Origin of the sequence: Nitrosospira multiformis ATCC 25196, assembly GCF_000196355.1 — a bacterium.
GTDB classification, from domain to species: Bacteria; Pseudomonadota; Gammaproteobacteria; order Burkholderiales; family Nitrosomonadaceae; genus Nitrosospira; species Nitrosospira multiformis.
On sequence record NC_007614.1, the window covers coordinates 1,705,935 to 1,730,608 of the forward strand.

Consider the following 24,674-nt stretch of genomic DNA (forward strand, 5'->3'; position numbering starts at 1 on the left):
TTGCAAGAACAGTCCGCAGCAAGCTCCCTTTGCTCAGTAGCATTGTACTTCATTTCATTTACTTCAGTCGTTACACCCGTTCCATTCAATGTTCCACCCCCCCGAGGTTTGGGCCTGTAGCTTCATATAGGGATTCCCTGATTGTAGTGCGATCAGTCTTTCCAGAAAGGATAGCCCATGTCAAAAAAGAATAATGAAGACGCTTTACTGCAATCGGTTGCTTTACAAACTGCCCAGACAATTTTGAGAGCCCGCCTTCGGGCCGAGCGCGTTCTTGAGCAAGCAAAATTAGACTTGCAAGATAAGGCAAGACAACTGGATCATTCGCTCACCATTCTTCGTGCTACAAGTACTGTGGAAAGGGAAAGATCGGAGTTAAGGAAAATGCCCGCGCCTCTATACCAGGAAGCATACAAGCGGAAAGCGGAATGTCGGACGTGCGTTGTCGCTGAAAAAACTCCTCTAAAAATATTCACTGCGCGCATCGATGGCACCAAGGATTACTTTAACGAAAGCTGGTTTGAATATACGGGGGTGGGCCTGGGGAAGTTGTTAGGCTGGGCATGGGTTGATCTTATTCACATCGAGGACATAGAAGAGAATTTAAAACGGTGGAAGCAATCCCTCCGGACCGGCGAGTCGTTCTGGATGGAAAATCGGATCAGACAGGCAACGGGCAACTATCGCTGGCATTCATCCTGCGCCACACCAATTCGTAATGCTGGCGGCGGGATCTGGATGTGGGTGGGATATTGTATGGATATCCACGAAACAAAGATGAAAACCGAAGAACTGGGACGCTTTCTTGCAAAAGAGCGGGAAATGCGTAAAGACGCAGAGCGTGTCAATCACTCCAAAGACGAGTTCTTCGCAATGCTGTCACATGAATTGAGGAACCCGCTCAATGCCATTCTCGGATGGTCCCAGCTTATTTTACAGGGAACAATGAATAGCGAGAGTGTTCGTAAAGGAATTGAGACCATTGAGCGAAACGCCAAGATCCAAAATAAGCTCATCGAGGATCTTTTCGAAATGAGCAGGATCACTGCCGGGAAAGTTACCTTGGAACTGCTGAGAATCGATCTCTCAAGTCTTACGGAAGCCGTTGTGGATTCGGCAGTACCGGTGGCGGAAGCAAAAAAAGTTCGGCTGCGAAAAATAATCGATTCCGAGGTGGGATTTGTCCTGGCCGACGAAAATCGATTTCAGCAAGTCCTGTGGAATTTACTGTCTAATGCCATAAAATTTACCCCCGCGGAAGGAGAAGTAGAAATCCATGTTCGGAGGGCAGGTTCTCGCGCTGAAGTAAAGGTAAAGGATTCGGGAATCGGCATTAAACGAGAGTTTCTGCCACACGTTTTTGATCGCTTCCGCCAGGCTGATTCCCCCGCCAGTCGGCAGCAGATCGGGCTCGGTCTGGGACTTGCCATTGTGAAGGAGCTAGTCTTGCTTCACAGAGGCACCGTGATTGCCGAAAGCAATGGAGAAGGTAAAGGTTCAGTTTTTACTGTCAGCCTTCCTTTGATCCAGCATCGCGATACGGGAAGCGGAATCGAGAATCAAACCGATATTTTGTTAGAGTGCGACACACGTCTCCCGCTCACCGGCCTCACGCTTCTGGTCATCGATGATGAAAGAGATTCTCTTGAAGTTGCGAAAGAGGCCCTTACAACGCAAGGTGGCACAGTAATTATTGCGGGCGGTGCTGCAGAAGGCCTGGAAATTCTAAAAGCAAAGAGACCGGATGTGATAATTTGCGATATCAGTATGCCAGGCAAAAATGGATATCAGTTCATCCGGGAAGTAAGAAGCATGCCAAAAACCACCCACTCATCTACACCGGCAATTGCGCTTACCGGCTTTGCACGTCCCGAAGACCGGACAAAAGCGATGATTGCAGGCTACCAGAAACATATCATCAAGCCCCTGAACACGACCAAATTGGTTGCGGTCATTACAGACCTCGTGCCTCTCGTGCCAGACCAATCCCTCTCATAATTCATCTCTTTATGGAAGCTCAATAAGTTTTTTTGCTTCCATATTAGATAAGAATTCTCCCCCTTATCACCCAGGCCCCAAGGCTCAGGGACGTAATTCCGTTTACGCCGCTTGAACGGATTCTTCTTGAATTTCCTGACATTCCAGGCACTTTCCTGCCTAATCTCCTGTCGTAGCTAGCTCAACCCCCAGTTCTGCGGGGGGCTTGAAAAAATTACGCCAGAACCCAGATAATAGGTATATGGCATAGCCTCGACTTCAGGCATCAATGCGAAGCCAGAAGGAGACAGAAAACTTAATTTAATGGATTATTGAAAAACACAGCTATAACGGGACTTGAAATATATGATGTTGACAATACCGACCGAGCCGATCGGAAGCATCCCCCGTCCTCTCGAGCTCATCCAGGCCATTGAGAGCAAGGGTTGGAACCCGCGGATGGATCCCGCACTTGATCACCTATATGAAGCAGCAATAATAGAAACTATCAGAAGATTTGAAGCGACGGGGTCCCCTGTTATAACCGACGGCGAACAGCGTAAATATCACAACTTTTGGACATATTGTGTCGACGGGCTGGAAAATACGACACCGGAAGGCTTTATTATCCCCTTCTCCGCAGGACATAGTCGAAGGATGCCAATGTTGAAGGAAGGACCATTTCGGTATCGCATATATGCGGATTATTATCTCGAAACAGCCATGCGTTACACAAATCTACCTGTAAAACAGGCTGTTATTTCCCCCTCTGCATTAAGTTTAATGTACCCCCCCCATGAAATCGAGGGATACTCCCGGGATCAGTTTATCGAGGATTTATTGAACGAACACGAAACCGAGGTTCGACGCTGCCTCCATAAAGGGGCGCACAAAGTCCAGATCGATTTTACCGAGGGGCGCCTGGCACTTAAAATTGACCCCACAGGAAGACTTCTGGATAGTTTTATTGATCTTAATAATATGGCGCTATCCCGATTTAATTCAGATGAGCTTTCCAGAATAGGCGTGCACACATGTCCTGGAGGCGACCGCGATTCTACGCACAGTGCCGATATCGACTATTCTCAACTCTTGCCAAAGTTGTTTCAGTTGAAGGCAAAAAACTTTTATATAGCCTTTTCTGGCGAGAAAGACCGTCTGCGTATCCTTAACATGATTCGGGCCCATCTTAAGCCGGATCAGAAAGTTTTCATTGGAGTAACCTCCCCAATCAACCCAGAGGTGGAGCGGCCGGAGCACATCTGTGATCTTATCCTGGAAGCAGCGGAGTTCATTCCGGTTGAGCAGCTGGGAACAACTGATGATTGCGGTTTTTCGCCTTTTTGTGATGATATCTCTACCACCAGGGAGACAGCATTTGCGAAAATTGCAGCACGGGTGCAAGGTACGGCACTTGCATCCAGCATACTCAGCGGAATTGCACAATCGTGCACTTCTTGAAATAGATTATCGAAAAGCACGTATCAGACCAGGTCCTGCCATTAAATATGTTGATTTTGGCACCTGGCTTAACCTCCTGATGCCATCCTCTCTCATTAATCGAGCTTGATGGACGGGGAAGAGGCAAGTCTTGTACAGGCCACTTCTGGCAAACCCGGCTCGGGGCGCACTACCCTGCCTGAGACAGAGCCATTATTTTTTCTTATAAGATGCGCCGCTGGATCCTGATCGGGATTTTTTTCTTTTCCTCCTGCATTGCTGTCATCCTGCTGACAGCCCTTGGAGTGGGCGAACTCCTGTCCGGAGCAGTACCCACTGCAGTAAATACGCTCTCGATCGATTTGCCAGTCGAACCGGTGGAGATTCCCATCTACACTGATGCCCACGGAGCAAGCTCGGACGTGCATGGATGGCTGGTGCACGGAATACGCGGACGAGGAATGGTACTGCTGGTTCATTCTCTCAGGAGCAACCGGGTGGAAATGCTGAGTCGTGCCCGGTTTTTGAACCGGCAGGGATATGGCGCCCTCCTCATCGATCTTCGGGCGCACGGTGAAACGGCGGGAGAACGTATCACCTTCGGTGTCCAGGAAGCTGAAGATGTGGAAGCGGCTATCGCCTGGCTGCGTAATACTTTTTCCGGCGAGCGAATCGGCGCCATTGGTGTCTCGCTTGGTGCAGCCGCGATTGTACTCGCGAAAAATCCACCGCGGCTCGATGCCGTGGTGCTTGAATCCCTCCATCCCACCATCGATGAAGCAGTGGACAACCGCCTCAGACTTCACCTTGGAAGCTTCGGTCCGGTTTTCTCCCCCTTGCTGCTATGGCAGCTCTCCTTTCGTCTCGATGTAAATCCCGACGAATTGAATCCCATCGACCGCATCGGTAATCTCAACTCGCCCCTTCTGTTGATTTCAGGAACTGACGATCGGCATACGACAGTAGCAGAAACCGAAAGGCTGTTTGCTGCTGCCCGTCAGCCAAAAGAATTATGGATCGTTCCGGGTGGAGGGCATTTCAATATGCACACCTACGCAGGCAGGGAATACGAGAATCGCATACTGGATTTTCTGGAACGGTATTTGCCCAGGCGAAACTGATGCACTGATCTGACTGTTAATTGTGCGATCGCCTCTTGTCGCCCGTAGCAGATGACTTTAGCGATAAAGCGATAAGGAAAAGTCCCCATTGCCCGCAAAGAAACTTGCGGCGCCGGCAGCAGTTTTTAGAATGGAGTCAGGAAAGACACGCCGCTCGCCCCCACAGCGGAGCCATTTTGAAGTCGATGTGCAAAAAGATTCCCTCGCGCTTCCCTGTCGTCACCCATTACGCGCGCAACCCTGCTCTTATGGAAGCTCGCGAGTTGTTTCCGGAACGGGATAACAAACGGCAGCCGGCTCTCGTACTGCGCCCCATACAGCGCTCCATGCAGCTTCGGCAACTCGTGCCAGGGCGCGGTGGGCCGGCTGTGATGGGCGTTATGATAGCCAAAATTCAGAGTAATGAGATTCAACCATGGATGTCTGGTCGAAACCGGATTGCTGAATGTGTGGGCCTGCTCATAATCCCGGTCACCCCGGGATCTTACCAATTCCGCATCATTATCGAACCCTATAATGATGTCATAATTATGCTGAAGCGCATCCATGAAACGCAGGATTGTCAGAAACATGATATGGGCGATCAGGTAACACAGATAGGCAAGTGGAGAATGCACGAATAGCATCACAAGCAAGCTGAATCGGACAAGAATGATTCGGGCTGTGCGAAGCCGTTGATCTTTCTTCTCCCTGAAGATGAAGGGTGCAAAAATGAGCACGCCGTGCATCAGAAGCTCTATAGCGGGCACATAAAGCCACTCCAGCGCTTCCATCAATTTACGTTGGATGGGATGGCGGACAAGATAACCTCTATAGTCGAACTCAACCACATCTGCATTATCGACATGATGCCGCATATGCTTTTCCCGCAAATCCTTGAAAGTGCCATAGCACCCTCCGGTCAACCAGTTCAGCATGCTACCCAGCAGCGCATTATGCCGCGATGATTTGAACAGCGTATTGTGTCCACACTCGTGAATCAGGTACGAGGCAATTACCATACCGTGGGCCAAAGCAAATGTGCCGATTACCATAAGAACCGGGTGCAGGGACAGGATAAGTCCGAGTCCTCCCAGATAGCTCAAATGACAATAAAGCAAGGCAGAAACGTTCGGAAGCAAGCTCCCTTTACAGCGAAAGTACGTTTCTTCGATTTTCGTGAGCATGGTTTATAACTCTCAACAGTTATGCCTTCGCGTCTCCGCCGGCCGAAAACAAGCCGCCCATAGAGAACATGTCGAATCTAATACGTCAATTATACATGTAAAAATACATGTATATGTGTACTATTTTGCCGCTATAATCAAGCCCATGGTTCTAAAGCAAAGGAAAGAAAGAGAAAGTAAAAATGACCGGACTTTATAAGCAGTCAAACGCCCGGCGACGCCAGTTCGTTCAGCTGCTGACGGATCTCGACGAGTACTGGATAGAGGTTCTGGGGAACAAGCTTTTTCACGACTTGAACTACTACGACCTTTTCACCCAGATGTGGCTCAAGATTAACAGTTCGGAGGACGATACCTTCCGCAAATCCGAGTTATATAAGCTGATGCCGCACATCAGCCAGCGGACAGCAATCAAATATATCCAGACAGCCATTGATCACGGTTTGCTCATCGAACGCATGGCCCCCCACGATCAGCGATCCCGGCAAATCACGATGTCAACCGATCTCAAGCGAAAAATCGAACTTTTCCTGGACCACTCCATCTCGATGCTTCAGGAGGCCTCCTGGAAGGCTGGTTGAACTCACCGTAAAATCAGGTGATTGCATCAAGCGCCTGGGCGATATCGCCGATGATGTCGTCAATATGCTCAATTCCGACCGATATCCTCACGAGACCCGGTGAAACTCCCGCAGACTTTAATTCATCAGGGCTCAACTGTCTGTGAGTGGTTGATGCAGGATGACAGGCTAGCGATTTGGCATCGCCGATATTGACCAGCCGCAGGATCATCTTCAGGGCATCGATAAACTCGCTGCCGGCCACCGCTCCACCCTTGATCTCAAAGCTCAACAGGCCGGATGCTTTCCCTTTGCTGATCCTGTTGCACAGTTCATGATATTTACTGCTGGGCAAACCCGCGTAATTGACGCGCTCGACGACGGGATGCGCTTCCAGATACTGCGCCACCTTCAATGCATTCTCGCAGTGCCGCTCCATTCTCAAGCCCAGCGTTTCCAATCCCTGCAGTATCAAAAATGCGCTGTGGGGCGCGAGCGCTGCCCCCGTGTTGCGCAATGGCACAACCCGGCAGCGTCCGATAAAGGCCGCGGCTTCAAATGCTTCTGTATAAACAACGTCATGATATGAAGGATCAGGCTCGTTCAACAAGGGAAAGCGGTCCTTATGCTTTGCCCAGTCGAATTGTCCGGAATCGATAATCATTCCTCCGACTGTTGTACCATGTCCACCGATATATTTCGTCAGGGAATGCACGACAATATCCGCACCGAGCTTGAAAGGTTGACATAGATAGGGGGTGGAAACCGTACTGTCGACGATGAGGGGCACCCCGTGCCGATGAGCGATGTCAGCGATCTTCTCGATATCGATAACATTTCCCGAGGGATTTCCAATCGATTCACAAAATATTGCACGGGTCTTGGCATCTATACGTTGCTCAATCCCATCGAAATCCTCATGTGAGGCCATGCGCACCTCGATCCCCTGTCTGGGGAAAGTATGCGCAAACAGATTGTACGTGCCGCCATACAGTTGGCTGGTGCTCACAATGTTGTCGCCGGCATTGGCGATGCACTGGATGGCGTAAGTGATTGCCGCCATACCTGAAGCAACTGCCAGCCCACCCACTCCGCCCTCCATCTCTGCCAGACGCTGCTCCAGCACTGCATTGGTTGGATTCATTATCCGGGTATAAATATTTCCCGCCACCTTCAGGTCAAACAGGTCGGCCCCATGCTGCGTATTGTCAAATGTATAGGAAGTCGTCTGATAAATCGGTACTGCCGCGGCCTTCGTCGAAGCTTCTGATTTATATCCGTAATGCAATGCCAGAGATTCCAGTTTCATGCCATTTTCTTCCATAAAGATTTATCCCGACTACAATAAATATCTTCAAGCTTCCCATGACCTCGATGATCTCATAAAACGCCATGATCAGCAGCAGCATGAAGCTGCACAGGCAGCCATGGCTCGAAAACCGCCTGCAAACCCGAATATCCGAGCTCGCTGACTTTTTCCGGGATACGCTGGGGGCAGTGATCAAGGGATTTAAACTGACAAAGCTGTTCACTGCCGGCACGACTGCACTCGCTGCCCTGCCGGGGGCGGGAATTTACTTTGGGTTGGGCATTGGCATGCCCTGGCTTGCCGCAGCCGTCGCCGCAGGGCTTCTCGCCGCATTGTTGGCCAGTCAATTACCCGTGCAATTACTCGTGCCGTTGCCGAGTCACCGATACAAAAAATCAGACTGCCGCATAAACCGCCAAAATGCTCTACAGAGTTCACAAGATCATCACCCAGTCGATCAGGTGGAATATTCCAACCCCACTGGTTTCGGGCAGCGCTGTGTGCCGTAGCGTACAGAAAAAGCCCTGGGAATCATTGATGCTAACGACCAATCTTCCGCAATCTTGTCGTTCCGGGGAGGGGGAACTTCTTAAAAGCCGCTGCCCATGCTCGAGGAATTCGGCACGGACCGGGTGATTCTTTGAACCGGCACTCCCGTAGCTTGAGAAAACTAAACAAAAAGGAATACGTGATGAACACAACTTCTGTCTGGCGCGCCACAGGGCCTTCCGCCGGCTTCCCGATGTTGCAGGAAGAACTTACTACGGATGTCGTGATTGTGGGAGGCGGAATAACCGGCGTATCCCTGGCCTTGAACTTGGCTGAGCAAGGCATCGGAGCGGTATTGCTGGAAGCACATGATTGTGATTTCGGCAGTACAGGAAATTCCACTGGCAACCTTTATGAAACTCTGAGCCGTGGTATTTATCCTATCGTCGAGCGATGGGACAAGGATGTTGCTCGTGCTGTCACCACTGCCCGACGCCAGGCAGTAGAGCAGATCGAGGAGCGGGTGCGAAAATACAATATTACCTGTGGGTTCCGGCGTTGCCCATTACACCGCTATGCTACCTCAGCAGGGGGAAAGGAGAGCGTGCAACAGGAATACGAAGGTTCGCTAATCGCGGGATTATCAGTGCGCCTGGAAGACAAGCTTCCGCATCCTTTTCCTGCTCCACATGGACGGGTGTTGATTTTGGATAATCAGGCTCAGTTCCATCCGCAGGCTTATGTTCGCGAACTTGCGCAGCAGGCAGCAAAACAGGGGTGCCGCATCTTCGAAAATTCCATGGTCCTGGAAGTGGATGCGGATGAGCGTGTCGTACGTACCGCCAACGGTAAAGTAACTGCCAGGGAAATCGTGCTTGCGACTCACTCCCCCAAGGGTATTCACCTGGTGCAGACCGAAATGGTGGTGAACCGGGAATACGGACTCGCCAGGCGCATCAGCAGGGATACATATCCCGCGGGAATCTTCTGGAGCAGCGGCCTGGAGAGGCTTTCGGTTCGGACTCTGGATGTCGAGGATGCGACATATCTCATCTGTGTCGGCGAAGAGCATAAAACCGGACAGCAGGATACCAGGACGAGCATCGATCGGCTGGAAACGGCAGCAAGCGAATATCTTGGCATGAAGGAAATTGATTACCGCTGGTCAGCCCAGAATTATAGCGCTGCAGATGGTCTGCCATACATTGGCCGTGATGCAACGGGTTGCTTCGTCGCAACCGGATTTGAAACCGATGGCCTGACCTATGGAACGCTTGCGGCCTCACTCATTGCTGACCAGATTGCGGGCCGCGACAACGTCTTTGCCCCGCTTGTCAAGGCAAGCCGTTTTGAACCGGTAAAAGGCGTAAAGGGGATAGTCGAGGAAAACATCTCGGTAATGAAGTCGTTCATCAAGGACTACATCACGGATCGGGAGGCAATACCGTTGTCCCAACTCACACCAGGAAAAGCTGCGATAGTCAAATTCGAGAGCGAATCGCTTGCTGCTTACAGGGATGCCGAGGGTACATTATTTGCTGTTTCACCTGTATGCACCCATATGAAGTGCAGGGTACATTGGAATGCGGTGGAAAAAAGCTGGGATTGCCCCTGCCACGGAAGCCGCTTCGCGCCTGATGGCGCAGTAATCGAGGGACCGGCCATCGAGCCGCTTCGAAGGCACGTTCTGCCGGGACACTGAACGAAACTAAGCGAAATCAGAAGAAACAAGCCGATTTCGTCCATCTGGCACGGAAAACTCTCCGCGCGTTCTCTCTGCTGGTCTGGTTTGTTTTTATTCCAGGTTGTCGGGCTGACGGACATCGTCGGTTTTGTCCAGCTTGTTTTAGACTCACCGATATTTACCGCAATTTCTCCAGATATCACAATAGTCCGGCAAGCAACCGGGAGTCGATTTTCCCTATCTCCGGTTTTTGTCGGGCACAGCCTGACATGAAATACCTGTGCGTTCTTTCTCCGGATAAAACAACGGCCGGGAAACTCATCCATGTGAGCTCTCCACTTTGCTGCATCTCCAGCAGTGCCTGCAAAATCATCTGTTCCAGTACTTTTCCGAAGGCTTGGTCCTGAGGAAAACTCGGTACATCTTCCGGTATGCTCATATTGCCGATCGCGGTATGGACGGCCTGTTTTATTCCTGTCCGGCTGATCGTCCCCTCCTTGGTCGTGATGAACATGGATAATTCATATGCATCAGTAATGGTCCTGCCAATCACCCACAGCGGGTACCTGGTGCGCGCGGCCTCCGATGCCACCGTCCCGCTATCAGCGATGTTGTTCAAGATTACTCTGACCTCCCCCTCCGCCCGATCAATCACCGGCACCACTACCCGCGTATCCCCGAGTATTGCATTTGCATAATCCTTCAGGGGAATATCGCCTTCGGGAAAGTGTTCGCCATTGCGCTGAAATTCGACGCTGAGCTTCAACCGAAGCGGCACATTTCGCTCCGCGATGTCCCTATAAGCAACTCTGGGAAAAGACGCACCCAGAAAAGACTTTTTTGGCGAATTACAGCCAGCCAGTGCAAAAGAGGCAATAACAGAGCCAAGTACTATTCTACGGCTGATATTCATAGAAAACTCCAGAAGGGGGCTGCGTTTGGCTCCTCGCCAGACAACGGGACCAATAGTAAGAATAGCAAGCAGGGAGAATAATGCGTTATCCTTTATGCTGCAACCCGCCCCACCTCAGGTTTCCTACACATCAATCGTCGCGAATAAGTGAATACCGAAGCAACGCCCCATTGTGCAGCACTCGGGTTCGACAAAGACCGAATCCGGCAGGCACTTTCCTTGCTGGGACTGGCTGCGGATCACAAAGAAGAAGCGGCGGCAATCAACCTGCTCACCGAATTCATCGCTGAAAGAGTCGATAAAATAATCAATTCCTGCCTTGCCGTAATTGCGGGCAGCGATGACTTTGAATTGATCGAGAGGAACATCGGTACCGAAGCCTTCAGGCAGAAATGGAAATATCGCTTGCGATCCTTTGGTAAAAATTTTGCTACTCCAGGTTATTTTGAAGAGCGGCTGGCGCTGGCTGCTGCTTTCGCGCATGCAAATATCCCTTTGGGAGCCTTGCAGCTTCCTTCTTTTCTCATACAGCAGTCCTTGATAGACAATCTGTTGGACAAGTCCGATTTTAATGCCGATAAAACCAGAATACTCCTATGCACTATCCTGAAACTCACTGCACTTGACTTGTACATTGCCGCCGAAGGTTATCACCTTCCGGAACTCAATGAGCTGGAAGAAAAGCTGGACAAGCTGCGGGCGGAAGCATCGCGCTTGCAGGAAAGAACCTGGACCGACGAGCTGACAGGTGTAATGAACTACAGAAAGCTCATGGAGTCTCTCGAACACCATGTCCAACGAGCGGAGCGTAGAGGCCAAGAACGCAGCTCTTTGTGCCTCATCATGTCGGATCTCGATTTCTTCAAGAAAATCAACGACACCTACGGCCATATGGTCGGCGATCTGGTGCTACAGCATTTGGCGAGGCGTATAAAATCCGCAACACGCGACTTCGACATGATCGGCCGGTTCGGCGGGGAGGAGTTCGTCGTTATTATGGCGGACACCGATCTCGAATTGGCAAAGGTAATTGCCGAGCGCATACGCCTGGGAGTCATGAGCACGCCATTTCATATAAAAAAATTTAACATCCACGTTACCATCAGCTTGGGCGTAGCAATGCTTAAACCTGGGGAATCCAGAGAATCACTGCTTGAGCGGGCAGATGCGGCAATGTATGAGGCGAAAAGAAGAGGCCGGAATTGCGTGGTGACTACCAAGGAAATGTAGGGGTCCAACAATCATCCGTTCATATTACTGTCCGAACAACACGCGCCCCTCTGATACCCAGGCAATAGCACAGCGAGAAGTGAGGGACGATGGGGCTACAAGCGTGGCAAAACAAGATCGCTTCGCTGATTTCCGGCACCTCCGGTCGGAACCGACTGGTTTGGGCTTTGCTAGGGAACAGGTGAGTCCGGATTGAAAAAAATTTCCTCCATCCCCGTCAATTCACCTTCTTCCTCTGCATTCCACCACCCGCCTCCCAAGGCGACAAATAGTCCCGAAGTATCCTGGAAGCGCTGGCCCAAAGTCCCGATGTAGCCGAGCTTGGCCTGGAGATATTGACTGTTCGTGATCAGTACTTGCAGGTCATTGACGAGGCCCGCCTGATGATTGATCCGGACGAGGCGCAATGCTTCGCTGGCTGAATCGAGGTGCTGCAGTTGACTCTGAAGCGTTTCCGCATCGTGCTCGAGTGCAAGAAGCAGGTCCGCTATCTGGCCGAGGGCGTTCAGAGCGGTCTGGCGATAATTGGCAAGCGCCTGGTCGTACGCGTCAATGGCGGCCTTTCGCTGCTGCCATAACGTGCCGCCATGGAATATCGGGGCGACAAAGGCGGCTCCTGCACTCCAGAAGTTTCCACTGCTCATGAAAACATCCGCGAGGTTCCGGGCGTTTTGTCCATAGGTGCCGCTCAACGTGAAGCTTGGAAGCATATTGGCGGTCGCGACGCCTATGTTCGCCGTAAATTGATGAACCTGGGCTTCGGCAGCGAGAATGTCAGGGCGCTGGCGCACGAGCGTGGAAGGCAGTGTAACAGGCAGATCTTTGGGCAATGAAAGATCGGCGAGGCTGATCTGGGCCGTCAGCCCCTCCCCTGGCGCGTAATTCATCAGCGTGTCGAGCAAATGCTCCGCCTGGCCGCGCCCCTGCTCCAGCGCCGGAAGTGTGGCTTCAAGAGATGCGAGCTGCGTTTGCAGGGTGACTCCACTGATGTATGGAACTGTTCCAGCCCGGATTTGCGCGTGGGTGATCTCGATTTGCTCCCGCTGCAGCGCGATAAGCTCTTTTGTTGCCTCGATCTGCGCGTCGTATGCCGCCCTGGCAATCACAGTATTGACAATATTGCCGGTTAGCGTGAGGTAAGTGGCCAATACCGTATAGCGCTGAAAATCCCTTTGTGCCCTGAGACTCTCCACGGCGCGCCGCTGGCCGCCGAATACATCGAGCGCATAGGTAACCGTCGTCGACAATGTGAACAAGTTGAATGTTGCACTGGTACTGCCCCCAAAGCGCGCTGCCGAGAACCGCTGCCGGACGGCCGAACCCGCAGCGTCCGCCTGGGGGAAAAATACGCCATAACCAGCGAGAAGATTATGCTGGCTTTGCCGCAATGCCGCCTGCGCTGCCCTGAGACTCTGGTTGTTGTTGATCCCCTCCGTGACGAGCGTATTCAACTTGGGCGATTTGAACAACCGCCACCAGTCAGCTATGAGGTCAGCTCCTGCATCAAAATATTGAGCCTGATCCTTTACAGGAATTGCTCCTTCCAACGACTCCCCGGGCAAGTAACGCGCTGTCTCGGGTGGATTCGGCCGTACAAAATCGGGCCCCACCATACAGCCGCCCAGTACCAGCATCAAGCCGGCATAAATTCCGCCTCTTATAGGGCCCAGCGCATTCATCATGTCCGCCTTCGGTTTGATGCTGCTGACTACTCAGACTGATATAGCTTGCTTCCTGTTCTTTCCTGCTCCTTCTCTTTCATGGCAGCATCTGCCTGCGCCTCCCCCGACGACGCTTTTTCCCCGGTGTGCGCCTCTTCCCCGATGTAAACATCCACCAGCTGACCGGGGTAGAGCCGGATATCCTTCGGTTTCCGAAACCGGAAAAGCACCGGCAAAACCCGGACGTCCACGCGCTCTGTCCGCCGGTTCGATAACTGAATCTTCGGTGAAACGTAGGGTTGCACACGGACGTATTCAAGCGTGATGCGAATCTTCGTGCCACGAATGAACATCTGGGCGTGCATTTTCGACGGATCGGGCAAGCGATGGACCAGGATTTCATCAACGTAGCATCGTACTGCAAGTTCGTTTTCCGGCTTTCCCATGACCAATACCGGATCCATCCCCGAAGTGTATGTTCCATAGATACCTTGCGGAGAAACGTAACTGCCTGTGGCAGCGCCGATCGACAAAATGACACCGTCAGCAGGCGCATAAACCGTATATTTTTTCAGCAACGCAAGCCCAGCCTGATAAGTATTCGACAAGGCGGCATACTGCCGCTCTTGATTGCGAATGTCATAGCTCCACGCGCCGGCCTTCGTCAACTGATAGTTACGGCTGGCAACCTCCAGGTTTGCCCGGGCGGCATTCACCGCATTGATAGCATTGTCGAGAACATCCTTGCTTACCGAACGCGGGTCGAGATCATACGAAGCCTGCTGCTTCTGCAGCTGCGTTTCCGCCGTTCGAAGATTAGCGGCTGCATAATCGAGCTGTGCCAGGGAAACATCCAGAACTTCCTTCCGGGGCTGGGCTTTCAGCTCTTCCAGAAGCGCGAGCGCAGCTTCGGCCTGGGAGCGCTGCTGCTCCACGGTTGCCCTCTGAATCGAATCATCCATTTTCAGCAACGGCTGCCCCTGCATTACGGCTTGCCCTTCCGCCACCATGATTTGCGTGACCACTCCTGCAACCTCGGGGTAAAGATTGATGTTTTCCCCCGTGGACTGGTAGCTCTCTATGATTCCGTTCGAATAAATTCCCTTTGCATAAGGATTCTGTGCGGGATTGAAGACAGGAGGTTGAGGCTTCTTCTGCTGGCCAGCCAGAAATGCGCTCACGACCCCGGCCAGAATACCGAGGGCGGCAATAGGGATCAGAATCTGATTTCTCAATGATCTGCCCTTTTTTCAATCGCGACGGTCTTGCCATCCTCCATCCTCATCATTCTGTCCGCGTATTCGAAGATGCGGCTGTCGTGCGTGACGATCAGGATGCACCGGGATTCATTGAGTATACGGTTCTTCACGAATTCCATGATACGCCGACCGGTGTCTCCATCCAGCGACGCGGTAGGCTCATCGAAAATCAGCAGGTCGGGCTGGGCGACCAGGGCGCGGGCAATGGCGACCCGCTGCTGCTCGCCTCCGCTCAATTTAACCGGCGCGAGCTGAGCTTTGTTTTTGAGCCCGACGACATCAAGGTAATGTTCAGCCTCGCGGATGGATTCATTCCAGTCCTTTTTCTTCAGGATGAGGGGAATGGCAACGTTCTCAGCCGTGGTAAGGCGTGGAAACAGGTGATAGTCCTGGAATACGAACCCGACCTTGTTCAGGCGGAATTCGGCGATCTGATCCGGCGTGAGGCTCCAGATATCGACGTGATCAACATTGACTGTTCCTGAATCCGGCCGCAGGATGCCGGAAATCATGCTCAACAACGTGGTTTTCCCGCTCCCGGACGGTCCAACCACAAAAAGGATCTCGCCAAAGTAGGCATCGAAGCTGACTTCTTTGACAGCGTAAGTCCGAAGATCGCCTTCGCCGAACCATTTGGTCAGTTCTTTGGCTGAAATTGCCGTATCCACAACGCCACCTCTACCGCAGGCCGAGCCTTGAATCGAGACTACCGGGAACGCTACCGCCGGCCCGGCTCGCGTTCAACCCCGGAAGATATCGAAAGGCTCGATCTTCAGCACCTTTCTTATCCCAATATAGCTCGAAATCGCCGCAATGATCAGGACCATGACAAACGCAAAGGCAAGAGTGGTAAAAGTGACTGCAGCTGAATATTCCGGAACCCTGATCTTTGCCAGTACGATAATCAGGACACATAGACCGACTCCCAGCCCGTACCCCACCAGCGCAGTGAACATTGCCTGGAAAAGGATCATGTATATGAGCTCTCTCCCCTTGGCCCCCATGGCTTTCAGTGCGCCGAATTTTTCAAGGTTCTCAAGGATGAAGGTATAAAACGTCTGGCCGGAAATGGAGAGGCCAACCAGGAAACTCACCGCGGTCATGATAAGGATATTGGTGCCCAGGCCTGTCTGATATTTGTAGAAATTCGCGATCTTCTCCATGAATTCATCCTTCGTCAGCGCGAGATAGCCAAGGCGGCGGACTTCACTTTCAATATGCGTCACCGCCTCGGGAGTCTTCGGCTCAACGAGGATGTACGAAATTGTGAATCGCGGAGAGGGAATGTACTGGATTGCTTTGCTGTAAGTGGTATAGAGAGTCGGAAGGCCGAACAGTCCGCTTGCCCCCACCTTTGCAATTCCCACGATCACGCCGCGATGATCATTGAGCTCGAACTCGGTACCCACCGTGGGATGCCCAAGCTTGCGTACCTCAGCATCCTGAACCACGATGAAGGCGTTCTCGGCATAGATGTCTTCGATCTTGCCCGCGATCAATTCGGGGCGGCCGAAAAGACTATTGTCGTCCAACCCCAGGATGGTTACCGGCTGAAAAATTCCGTTCCTCAGCTTGACCAGGGCAGCGCCTGAATACAGAGGGACGGCATAATTGACACCCTCAATGCTTCTCACTGCGTCGAGAACGTAGTCGGGGAGAGGGATGCTGCTGGCAACGTTATTAACAGCGGGGTCCATAACCCACATATCTGCTCCCAGATTAATGACGGTCGATGAGGATTTGATGAGAATGCCTGAAAATATGGAGGTCATCTGCACCATCAGGAAAACCGCGAAGGTGATCCCGACCAGCAAGGCCGCATATTTCCCTTTGTCATTGACAAGGAGTTTGAAAGCAATTTTAAGGATTCCTTTCACGCTTCTCTCGCCGCACCTGCTTCTGCTATTTTCCCTCGTACAGGGGAACAACTTAGTTCATTTTAGTTCGCCCAGGCGATAGTCACTGGAGATGGCGAAGATTCTTTCGTCCTTGATCTGTTTCCTCCTTCAGGAATCGCCAAAAATTGATTCCATTACGTCATAGGACTATTTGCATTGAGGCATACGGGGCAGGATTTAAGCCTTGAATGTAGTTACGGGCATCTGCTGCTCATGACGGACCGTTCCGCAGCGACGCAAACACTGAAACGGGCGGGTCAAGCAGGCAGCTGAACGATCTGCAGGGTATCGAGCTTTCCATCCGTCGTCTGTGAGCCGGTCAGAAGAACGACTTCGTCTCCCGGCCGCGCCAATCCCTGTACCTGCAACCAGGCCCCTGCTTTCGTTATCAGATTTCGGGGCTCAGCCGTAGCGTTGCATTCGGCGCATAAAAGCGGTGCAATCGCATGAGCCAGCGCCAGGCTGCGATATAGCATGGCAGAACCGGTGATCGCAACGATGGGCAGCTGCGGGCGGAAACGCGCGACTTCCAGCGCTGCCGCTACGGATTGAACGAAAACAACCACAGCCCGCGCGCCCATACGAACTGCAAGTTCACATGCGGAAAAGCCAAGATTATCCTGTTTCGAGGCTGATATGCTCACAGAATGCACATCATTCAGCGCACGCCTGTCATACCAGCCCGCATCTTCGAGTTGGGGGATCCGTTATGCCTTGCTTCAGTAGCGGCAATCACCCGCTGAAGAATCTTCACAGCGGTGACGGGAAACTGTCCGATTGCCGTTTCAGCGGAAAGCATTACCGCGTCCGTGCCATCCAGCACCGCATTGGCCACATCGGTTACCTCGGCACGTGTCGGATGCTCGTACGCCACCATGGATTCGAGCATCTGGGTAGCGGTGATCACGGGACGTGCCCGAGCGTTCGCTACCGATATAATCCGCTTCTGTATCAGCGCAATTTCGGCAAGATCGGTTTCCACACCCAAATCTCCCCGCGCCACCATTACCCCATCGGCTGCCTCCACAATCTCCTCCAGATTGACGAGTGCCTTGCGCTTTTCTATCTTTGCCATCACGAGCGGTGCACCAGTGGAAGGAAGCAACGCACGCACACGGTGGATCTCGTCAACGGACTGAACAAAGGAAATTCCTATCCATTCCACCTGGCGGGCAAGCGCAAAGGCAAGATGCTGACGGTCATCGTCAGTCGGAACGAGCTCAAGCAGGGCGGATTCAGGAACATTGATACCGGAGCCGGAGCGCACGACACCGCCAATAAGAACTTCACACCGGACTCGGGGGGCGTTGAATCCAGACTGAGCTGTTGCACTGCTCTCTACACAAAGCTCGACCGAGCCGTCAGCCAGAAATACCCGTTCCCCTGCACGCAGCGCCTGGAGTAATTCGGGGTTGCGCACCGGCAACCTGATGCCGTCCATATCATCAGTAACCGCCTCTAGCGCCCTGCCCTCTTCCACAAGCGTAACGACAGCGCCTTCAGCCAGTCTGCAACAGTCATCGGCCAGATTGCCAAGACGAAACTTTGGACCGGGTAGATCGACAAGAATAGCTACCGGTTGCCCAGCCTCACTTGCCGCCCGGCGAACTTGTTCGATGCGGCGGGAATGCGTGATGGAATCGCTATGCGAAGCATTGACGCGAGCGACATCCATTCCTCCGCTGATCAGACCTTCGATAACTCCGGGTGCATCCGTTGCGGGACCCAGCGTACAAACAATCTTGGCTCGATGCCAGGGGGTCATAGAAGGTACTCCAATCGATCGGGTTCCACTCGGTCACCTAATGCGGTGTGCCTTTTGGCAGGATTTTGGGCACGAGATGTAAAATGACAAATGCAAGAAAAGCGCTGAGAACGGCCGAACCTTCCCGCCCTAAACCCGCCGCGATACCCACCGCAGCTGTCAGCCATACACCCGCCGCCGTTGTCAGCCCTTTTATTGTTTCCTCATTGGCGCTTTTAAGAATGGTCCCGGCCCCCAGAAACCCGACACCCGTAATGACGCCTTGAATTACACGCGACACCTCTGCATCAGGCATTTGCATTTGCTGGGGAACGAGCACGAAGATAGCCGCGCCGACGGCGACCAGCATGTGAGTGCGCACCCCCGCCGCCTTGCCGCTATGTTCGCGCTCCAGGCCCAGCAACGCTCCCAATATTGCAGCTATCGCCAAGCGCAGGATGACACGGGTAAATTCGACAGCAGTGGGCAGATCGGAGAACTCCACTATTATCGTTTTATATACTTCGAGCCACCATCCCTCCATAACAGCTCCAAAAAGGATACCCAGGACTACCGCCCCAGCATTTCACCCACGGGCTTGAGCGATTCGATCCGATCGCAAACCACTTTTGCGACGGCCAATAGCGGCGCCCCCAGAAGCAAGCCGGCCACGCCCCACAGCCAGCCAAAAAATAACAGCACGATGAACAGCACCGCCTCATTCACTCGCGCGAATCTTCCCTGCAACCAAGTGCCGAACAACATTCCAATAGAGCCGGAAATCAAAACTGCTGTCGCAGCTATCGCGAGCGCAAGCGGAAGAGAACCAAATTGCAGCAAGCCTGCTATACCGCTTGCCAGCAGGATAGTCATCGTCCCGAGATAAGGAACAAAACGTAATATGCCGGCAGCGACCCCCCACACTCCGGCGTGTTCCAATCCATACAATTCAAATGCCCACCAGGTGAGTACGGCGATCAAAGTATTCGATATGATCAAGACAAGCAGGTAGCGCTGGACCTGCAAATGTACTTCCTCCAGTATTCGAACCGCATCCTTTTTGCGTGTCAGAGATGGCCCGACCAGTTTTATGAGCTTGCGGCGAAAATGTGTCCCTGCTGCCAGCAGGAAATAGGTCAGCAGCAACACGACCGGCATTTGCGCGGCAAACGAGACCAGCAACGCGGATTGCTTGAGTAGAAAATCCTTGACCCATGCGCCATCTTCCGCGTGGCTTGTAATAACCACTGCCGCCGCGGGCGATTTCAACCCTGCATCTACCGCCGCCTTCTCAAGCTCTTTCGCCGCTTTCTCGACCTGCTGCAATACGCTTGGACCCTCGGATCGCAGCGTTCTCAGACTATGCCGCAATTTGTGCGCAACTTCAGGAAGTTTTTCAACTATAAGACTTGCATCACCGCTCAAGGATAAGGTTACCCATGAAACGCCGCCAAGCAGGACAACAAGCACAAGCGCAGCCCCGAGTATGCGAGGGACGCGGCAGCGCTCGAGCCAATCAACTACAGGACTTAACGCGTTACTCACGAGAACGCCGAACAACAAGGGAACAAAAAAGGTCTGCGCGAAATGCAGGCCTCCCAACAGCACGACCAGCGCGATTATCCAGAGTGCGATAGCTGTCCCAAAACGAGGTAGAGCGCGAGGTGCCGCGGCCTCCTCATCTATCGCCTGAGCGGAAGTGCCGGGAGGACCTTCTTCTGATTCCCCATCCAGTCTTTCAGGAAGCAGCTTTTCCGGCACAGCACTCATGATCCAGTTTGTTATTTATTTCAGATGAGAGAAACGTTAGCGCCAAATGTTGAGCAGGTATGGAAACGGTCTTCGAGCCACACGGCAAGCTTCCTGCTGGTTTTCCTGCTTTACAAAAAAGAAGTGCAAATGCCGGAAGTGCATACGTCCTTCTTTCCACTGCAACTCCCGTCTTACATCAGAAACACGCCGTCATCCAATAAACATGCTCAGTCAGGAGCTGCACGACAAAGCGGAGCAGCCGGGCTTATTACGGGCCCACTCTGGACGTCTTGCCGCAAGATCCTCGTGCTCGGGCTGTTCGTCATAAGGGTGCTTCAGCATTTCCATCAACCGTATTATCACGGAATCATCCCCCCGCTCCAGCGCTTCTATTGCCTGCTGAGCCAGATAGTTGCGTAGTACGTATTTCGGATTTGCACGGCTCATGCGATGGTAACGCAGGCCTTCAGGTTCCCCTTCCTGGCGCACCCTTGCGATATAGCGTCGCAGCCAGCCGGCCAGTCGTGTGAGGTGCGCATGGGAAAATGCCTGATGCGCGTCGTAAAATGCCGGGCGGAAAAGCTCGACCAGTCCATGATCATTCATTTGATCCACACTTTCCAGGTTCTCTGGAGCAGGGAAGGTTGTTGCCCTGTTTCCGGAGATCGGATTCAGAGGAATGTTCATCAGGCAGCGAAAGAACAATGTCATATCCGTCTCAACCTGTTGCAGCGTTTCGAATAGATCGCTCAAAAGCGAGTCATCGTCGGAGTGTTCGAGTGAGGCCAACCCGAGCTTGGCGGCCAGCATGCCACTCCATGTGTTATTGAATGTTTCACCGAAGACTGCCAACCCATGCTCCAGCGCAGCATCATCTTCTATCAGGGGTGTCAACGCGCCAGCCAGGCGAGTCAGATTCCACTGCGCGATCTTGGGCTGGTTACCGTAGCAATAACGCCGCCCCTGTGCGTCAGTCGTATTAGGCGTCCAGTGCAGATCGAAACCTTCGAGCCACCCATAAGGACCATAGTCTATGGTCAGCCCCAATATGGACATATTGTCGGTATTCATCACGCCGTGGACGAAACCGACCCGCATCCAGTGGGCGACGAGGATACCTGTGCGGCGGCAAACCTCCTCGAACCATTTCGCATAAACTTCAGGTGGCCGATGGGACGAGGCCAGTTCCGGAAAATGTTCCCCTATCACGAAGTCGGCGAGCTGCCTGAGAAGTTCTGGCTCCTTCTGGGCCGCAAGTATCTCGAAATTGCCAAAGCGCAGGAACGAGGGCGAGACGCGGCAGACGATCGCGCCGGGTTCCGCCCCCGGATGTCCGTCGTAAAACATATCGCGTATCACCGCTTCCCCTGTCGCTACCAGGCTCAATGCCCGCGTAGTAGGCACCCCGAGGGAGTGCATCGCCTCACTGCACAGAAACTCGCGTACGGAAGAACGCAGGACCGCACGTCCATCCGCGGTGCGTGAATAGGGCGTTTTCCCTGCACCCTTGAGTTGTAGCTCGTAGCGCTTATCGTTGGGGCTGATCAACTCCCCCAGGGTGATAGCGCGCCCGTCGCCAAGCTGCCCTGCCCAGTGCCCGAACTGGTGTCCGCCATAGCGTGCTGCATAAGGCTGCATGGACGGAAGGATTCTGTTACCGGCAAGCACTTCCACCGCTGGGGAAACGGGAGATGCCGGCCGGGCAATACCGAGCATTTCGCCGACTTCATCCGCCCAGGCGAGAAGTCGCGGTGAGCGGACAGGCGTAGGACTCACTTGTGTATAACCGGCATTGCGCACCTGACGGGGAACATTCCGGGTTTCCGGATCGCCTGGCAGCTGGCGCACAAAGCGGTTGTCGAACCGAGCATCGAACAGATCCGGCAGCGTGACGATCGGCATACTCCTCTGAAGATTGCTTTGGCTCATTTGTTTCCCTAATCTGGAAGCAGATTGACATCAATGATTTGGCGGCTTCACAAGCAAGCTGCATAGACGGCCTCATTGCTATTACAGCTTCCCGCTTGTAAGCTTGCCGGGAATAAAACCCTTTCATCCTGATTAGAACATCGAACTGTCCAAGTGTTCTGGGTTAGATCGCTATTCTCTGGAGGACCGCCATGACAACGCCGTTGTACGTAAAATATTCCTCGATCCGCGACCGGACTTTGAGTCTGATCGAGCCGCTGATCGACGAGGACTGCTGTGTCCAGTCCATGCCCGGGACAAGCCCGGTAAAGTGGCACCTGGGGCATGCTTCCTGGTTTTTTGAGAAGTTTGTATTGCAGCACTATGAAAAGCCCTTCACCCCTTTTCACCCGGCTTTTCTCATGATGTTCAGCTCGTACAATAAATCAGGTCAGACCCATCCTGATCCGAAACGCGGGCTGTTCACCCGCCCATCCTTGTCCTTGACGCGAGAATACCGCAATAACGTCAACGAACGTATGGAGCAGGTCCTGAAACGTTCGGAAGAAGACGAAATGCTGCGCATGCTCGCGGTGCTGGGAATGCATCATGAGCAGCAGCACCAGGAACTCATGCTGGCCGACGTCAAACATCTGCTTTCCCAAAGCCCTTTGAACCCTTCCTATAATAGCCAGCCGCTCCTTGATTCCCCTGTCCCCCCGCCCCTCGAATGGTGTCGTTTTGACGGGGGTCTCGTTGAAATAGGCTATAAGGGAGACGAGTTCAGCTACGACAATGAATCGCCCCGTCACAAGCAATACCTGCAACCCTATCAGCTCGCATCCCGGCTTGTCACCAATCGCGAATACCTCGAATTCATGAAAGCCGGCGGATATGACAATCCCGGCGTGTGGCTTTCCGAAGGATGGGACTGGATGAAAGCCAACCGCCGGTCGCATCCTCTTTACTGGCGGGAAAGCGATCAGGGATGGGAGGAATTCACTCTCAGCGGTGCCATGCCACTGGACCTGAATCTGCCGGTCATTCATGTGTCCTTCTACGAAGCCGATGCCTTCGGACGATGGGCGGGCGCCAGACTCCCCACGGAAGCTGAATGGGAAAATGCTGCTTCTCAACAGGAAATAGAAGGTTGCTTCGCTGATAACAACCGTTTTCATCCCTCCTCCGCAGGCGGCTCTACGCCATCTGCAAATACCGGGGGTCTTGCTCAACTCTATGGTGATGCATGGGAATGGACGCAGTCGAGCTACTCCCCTTACCCGGGTTACAATCCTGCAAAACCCAACGAGAACGAACCGATGTCCTTTGTCTGGGATGAGGCGGTAGGCGAATATAACAGCCGGTCTATGGTGAACCAGTATGTGTTGCGCGGCGGGTCATGCGCAATTCCAAAAGAGCGGATACGGGCAAGTTTTCGTAATTTCTTCCCCGCGGATACATGCTGGCAGTTTTCCGGAATTCGTCTTGCAAGAGACTTGAGAGATTCTTAAATCAGCGCCGTTTATGAAATTCGATTCCCGCATCGATCACGTCGCGCGCAGCAAGGCCGACTGCAAGCGCGGCAAAAATTGCGGTTAAAGATTTTCCTGAAACACGCTTTTCGAATCCGGGCGTAAACCGCTTTGGAATGAGGTGATAATCAATAACGTAAGCCGCAGCTGCTACTGCGGCTCCGCCACAGAGGGGTTTGACGAGAGACACCGGTTCAGGAGATGCAGTGAAAGGAAGTCTTCGCATGTACTGCCGGGTACCGTGGCTGCCAAAAAGTTTCTCGTAAAATGATGCCCAGAAAATGGTGGACGCGTGATTCAGGAGAAAACCCGTCAGGGTATATTTTAGTGATGGGCGGTCATGGTGGGCGGCTTCCTCCCCCCAGATAATATGGCTCGTTGCGTTCAGGGGTGCCGCATAAGAACCATTTTCATGTTTTCCGGCGAACGAAGCGATACCTGCTGTTGCAAGACCGCTCACCGTTCCGGATATTACGGCCCGCTCCAGGATACCTCTATTATTTTTCATGTAGTCCCTCACTAAGTCTCTCACTATTTACTGCCGCAAGTGAAGCGCAAGCGCTGCCGGAATTTCCGTCAACCCCCCTTCTGATTATCATAGTATGCGTGAATCCGGGTGTTCCACGATTCATCCGCCATATCCGGCCAGTTGCCCTTATCGAAGCCGGGCGCCGATTCGAGCCGTTCCTTCTCCACGTCGAGTATGAAACGCTTGTCCAGCGCTTCCAGCTTCAATGTAAGTGCGTTCCACGGGACAGCGAAGAGTTTGTCGCCGACCCCGAGGAATCCTCCAAAAGATAATACTGCGTAGGCCACTCGCCCCTCTTCCACGTCCAGCATGACTTCCTTGATGTCACCCAGTTTCTCGCCTTTGTTATTGTAGACATCCTCTCCTATCGGCCAGGTGGCCCCCATGAACCTCGGCATAGGGTTGGTGCCATCGACAATTTTATCCAATCCATGGATGTTATATTCATAGCGTTCATAGCTCATGCTCATGCTGTTCTCCTAGATTGATCTCTCTCGCCTCT

22 protein-coding genes are annotated in these 24,674 nt (G+C 52.8%); 8 read left to right on the forward strand and 14 right to left on the reverse strand.

The annotated features are described in order from the left end of the window. The first annotated feature begins 384 nt into the window (after positions 1-384). The 3 genes from NMUL_RS07840 to NMUL_RS07850 all read left to right on the forward strand — a co-directional run bounded on the left by NMUL_RS07840 (position 385) and on the right by NMUL_RS07850 (position 4,538). Positions 385-1,998, forward strand: a complete 1,614-nt coding sequence (locus NMUL_RS07840; RefSeq protein ID WP_238529778.1) for a hybrid sensor histidine kinase/response regulator — start codon at positions 385-387, stop codon at positions 1,996-1,998. Positions 1,999-2,346: 348 nt separating this feature from the next. After that, on the forward strand, positions 2,347-3,438 hold the full coding sequence (locus tag NMUL_RS07845; protein WP_238529904.1) for a cobalamin-independent methionine synthase II family protein: 1,092 nt from the start codon (positions 2,347-2,349) through the stop codon (positions 3,436-3,438). A gap of 209 nt (positions 3,439-3,647) precedes the next feature. Beyond that, positions 3,648-4,538: an alpha/beta hydrolase gene (locus NMUL_RS07850; protein ID WP_011380828.1), complete on the forward strand. Its 891-nt coding sequence runs from the start codon at positions 3,648-3,650 to the stop codon at positions 4,536-4,538. 125 nt (positions 4,539-4,663) lie between these two features. Here the strand turns inward: NMUL_RS07850 and NMUL_RS07855 are convergent, their stop codons facing one another. Next, positions 4,664-5,704: a fatty acid desaturase family protein gene (locus NMUL_RS07855; RefSeq protein ID WP_011380829.1), complete on the reverse strand. Its 1,041-nt coding sequence runs from the start codon at positions 5,702-5,704 to the stop codon at positions 4,664-4,666. Positions 5,705-5,886: 182 nt separating this feature from the next. Between NMUL_RS07855 and NMUL_RS07860 the strand changes: the two genes are divergently transcribed. Continuing rightward, positions 5,887-6,285 (forward strand): ubiquitin carboxyl-terminal hydrolase family protein, encoded by a 399-nt coding sequence (locus NMUL_RS07860; RefSeq protein WP_011380830.1) that lies wholly within the window; start codon positions 5,887-5,889, stop codon positions 6,283-6,285. A gap of 13 nt (positions 6,286-6,298) precedes the next feature. On the opposite strand, the gene NMUL_RS07865 is transcribed toward NMUL_RS07860, so the two are convergent. After that, entirely contained in the window at positions 6,299-7,573 is a 1,275-nt protein-coding gene (locus tag NMUL_RS07865) for an O-acetylhomoserine aminocarboxypropyltransferase/cysteine synthase family protein (protein WP_041353037.1), read from the reverse strand. An 83-nt stretch (positions 7,574-7,656) separates the two neighbouring features. Between NMUL_RS07865 and NMUL_RS07870 the strand changes: the two genes are divergently transcribed. Both NMUL_RS07870 and NMUL_RS07875 read left to right on the forward strand, forming a co-directional pair. Continuing rightward, the gene (locus tag NMUL_RS07870; protein ID WP_011380832.1) at positions 7,657-8,082 is read left to right on the forward strand and encodes a hypothetical protein; all 426 of its coding nucleotides are present in this window, start codon (positions 7,657-7,659) and stop codon (positions 8,080-8,082) included. A 182-nt stretch (positions 8,083-8,264) separates the two neighbouring features. After that, the gene (locus tag NMUL_RS07875; RefSeq protein ID WP_011380833.1) at positions 8,265-9,764 is read left to right on the forward strand and encodes an FAD-dependent oxidoreductase; all 1,500 of its coding nucleotides are present in this window, start codon (positions 8,265-8,267) and stop codon (positions 9,762-9,764) included. 181 nt (positions 9,765-9,945) lie between these two features. On the opposite strand, the gene NMUL_RS07880 is transcribed toward NMUL_RS07875, so the two are convergent. Further along, positions 9,946-10,659, reverse strand: coding sequence for a hypothetical protein (locus tag NMUL_RS07880; RefSeq protein ID WP_011380834.1), 714 nt, complete (start codon positions 10,657-10,659; stop codon positions 9,946-9,948). 147 nt (positions 10,660-10,806) lie between these two features. On the opposite strand from NMUL_RS07880, the gene NMUL_RS07885 reads away from it, so the two are divergent. Then, positions 10,807-11,889: a diguanylate cyclase gene (locus NMUL_RS07885; protein WP_011380835.1), complete on the forward strand. Its 1,083-nt coding sequence runs from the start codon at positions 10,807-10,809 to the stop codon at positions 11,887-11,889. Positions 11,890-12,059: 170 nt separating this feature from the next. Here NMUL_RS07885 and NMUL_RS07890 read toward each other — a convergent pair whose 3' ends face one another. The 9 genes from NMUL_RS07890 to NMUL_RS07930 form a co-directional block, all read right to left on the reverse strand. Then, positions 12,060-13,571, reverse strand: a complete 1,512-nt coding sequence (locus tag NMUL_RS07890; protein ID WP_011380836.1) for an efflux transporter outer membrane subunit — start codon at positions 13,569-13,571, stop codon at positions 12,060-12,062. Between the two features lie 26 nt (positions 13,572-13,597). After that, complete coding sequence (locus tag NMUL_RS07895) at positions 13,598-14,785, reverse strand: HlyD family secretion protein (RefSeq protein ID WP_011380837.1); 1,188 nt, start codon at positions 14,783-14,785, stop codon at positions 13,598-13,600. Further along, a complete protein-coding gene (locus NMUL_RS07900) occupies positions 14,782-15,477 on the reverse strand; it encodes an ABC transporter ATP-binding protein (protein ID WP_011380838.1) in 696 nt (231 codons plus the stop codon). Before NMUL_RS07900 ends, NMUL_RS07895 begins: the two co-directional genes overlap by 4 nt. A gap of 72 nt (positions 15,478-15,549) precedes the next feature. Continuing rightward, the gene (locus tag NMUL_RS07905; RefSeq protein ID WP_011380839.1) at positions 15,550-16,686 is read right to left on the reverse strand and encodes an ABC transporter permease; all 1,137 of its coding nucleotides are present in this window, start codon (positions 16,684-16,686) and stop codon (positions 15,550-15,552) included. A gap of 278 nt (positions 16,687-16,964) precedes the next feature. Further along, complete coding sequence (locus NMUL_RS16330) at positions 16,965-17,288, reverse strand: pyruvate kinase alpha/beta domain-containing protein (RefSeq protein WP_011380840.1); 324 nt, start codon at positions 17,286-17,288, stop codon at positions 16,965-16,967. A gap of 77 nt (positions 17,289-17,365) precedes the next feature. After that, positions 17,366-18,472, reverse strand: coding sequence for a pyruvate kinase (pyk, locus tag NMUL_RS07915; RefSeq protein WP_011380841.1), 1,107 nt, complete (start codon positions 18,470-18,472; stop codon positions 17,366-17,368). A gap of 37 nt (positions 18,473-18,509) precedes the next feature. Next, positions 18,510-18,995 (reverse strand): MgtC/SapB family protein, encoded by a 486-nt coding sequence (locus NMUL_RS07920; RefSeq protein WP_011380842.1) that lies wholly within the window; start codon positions 18,993-18,995, stop codon positions 18,510-18,512. A gap of 26 nt (positions 18,996-19,021) precedes the next feature. Then, complete coding sequence (locus NMUL_RS07925) at positions 19,022-20,221, reverse strand: AI-2E family transporter (protein WP_011380843.1); 1,200 nt, start codon at positions 20,219-20,221, stop codon at positions 19,022-19,024. Between the two features lie 213 nt (positions 20,222-20,434). Then, positions 20,435-22,132, reverse strand: a complete 1,698-nt coding sequence (locus tag NMUL_RS07930) for a protein adenylyltransferase SelO (protein ID WP_011380844.1) — start codon at positions 22,130-22,132, stop codon at positions 20,435-20,437. Between the two features lie 191 nt (positions 22,133-22,323). Here NMUL_RS07930 and egtB point away from each other — a divergent pair, with 191 nt between their 5' ends. Then, positions 22,324-23,622: an ergothioneine biosynthesis protein EgtB gene (gene egtB, locus NMUL_RS07935; protein ID WP_011380845.1), complete on the forward strand. Its 1,299-nt coding sequence runs from the start codon at positions 22,324-22,326 to the stop codon at positions 23,620-23,622. 1 nt (position 23,623) lies between these two features. Here the strand turns inward: egtB and NMUL_RS07940 are convergent, their stop codons facing one another. Continuing rightward, positions 23,624-24,151: a hypothetical protein gene (locus tag NMUL_RS07940; RefSeq protein WP_011380846.1), complete on the reverse strand. Its 528-nt coding sequence runs from the start codon at positions 24,149-24,151 to the stop codon at positions 23,624-23,626. 68 nt (positions 24,152-24,219) lie between these two features. Further along, the gene (locus NMUL_RS07945; RefSeq protein WP_011380847.1) at positions 24,220-24,642 is read right to left on the reverse strand and encodes a PRC-barrel domain-containing protein; all 423 of its coding nucleotides are present in this window, start codon (positions 24,640-24,642) and stop codon (positions 24,220-24,222) included. Positions 24,643-24,674: the final 32 nt, after the last annotated feature.

Coding starts and splice junctions, on each gene's coding strand:
- NMUL_RS07840 (WP_238529778.1), top strand. CDS start 385: ATGCCCGCGCCTCTATACCAGGAAGCATACAAGCGGAAAGCGGAATGT.
- NMUL_RS07845 (WP_238529904.1), top strand. CDS start 2,347: ATGTTGACAATACCGACCGAGCCGATCGGAAGCATCCCCCGTCCTCTC.
- NMUL_RS07850 (WP_011380828.1), top strand. CDS start 3,648: ATGCGCCGCTGGATCCTGATCGGGATTTTTTTCTTTTCCTCCTGCATT.
- NMUL_RS07855 (WP_011380829.1), bottom strand. CDS start 5,704: ATGCTCACGAAAATCGAAGAAACGTACTTTCGCTGTAAAGGGAGCTTG.
- NMUL_RS07860 (WP_011380830.1), top strand. CDS start 5,887: ATGACCGGACTTTATAAGCAGTCAAACGCCCGGCGACGCCAGTTCGTT.
- NMUL_RS07865 (WP_041353037.1), bottom strand. CDS start 7,573: ATGAAACTGGAATCTCTGGCATTGCATTACGGATATAAATCAGAAGCT.
- NMUL_RS07870 (WP_011380832.1), top strand. CDS start 7,657: ATGATCAGCAGCAGCATGAAGCTGCACAGGCAGCCATGGCTCGAAAAC.
- NMUL_RS07875 (WP_011380833.1), top strand. CDS start 8,265: ATGAACACAACTTCTGTCTGGCGCGCCACAGGGCCTTCCGCCGGCTTC.
- NMUL_RS07880 (WP_011380834.1), bottom strand. CDS start 10,659: ATGAATATCAGCCGTAGAATAGTACTTGGCTCTGTTATTGCCTCTTTT.
- NMUL_RS07890 (WP_011380836.1), bottom strand. CDS start 13,571: ATGATGAATGCGCTGGGCCCTATAAGAGGCGGAATTTATGCCGGCTTG.
- NMUL_RS16330 (WP_011380840.1), bottom strand. CDS start 17,288: ATGGGCGCGCGGGCTGTGGTTGTTTTCGTTCAATCCGTAGCGGCAGCG.
- pyk (WP_011380841.1), bottom strand. CDS start 18,472: ATGACCCCCTGGCATCGAGCCAAGATTGTTTGTACGCTGGGTCCCGCA.
- NMUL_RS07920 (WP_011380842.1), bottom strand. CDS start 18,995: ATGGAGGGATGGTGGCTCGAAGTATATAAAACGATAATAGTGGAGTTC.
- NMUL_RS07925 (WP_011380843.1), bottom strand. CDS start 20,221: ATGAGTGCTGTGCCGGAAAAGCTGCTTCCTGAAAGACTGGATGGGGAA.
- NMUL_RS07930 (WP_011380844.1), bottom strand. CDS start 22,132: ATGAGCCAAAGCAATCTTCAGAGGAGTATGCCGATCGTCACGCTGCCG.
- egtB (WP_011380845.1), top strand. CDS start 22,324: ATGACAACGCCGTTGTACGTAAAATATTCCTCGATCCGCGACCGGACT.
- NMUL_RS07940 (WP_011380846.1), bottom strand. CDS start 24,151: ATGAAAAATAATAGAGGTATCCTGGAGCGGGCCGTAATATCCGGAACG.
- NMUL_RS07945 (WP_011380847.1), bottom strand. CDS start 24,642: ATGAGCATGAGCTATGAACGCTATGAATATAACATCCATGGATTGGAT.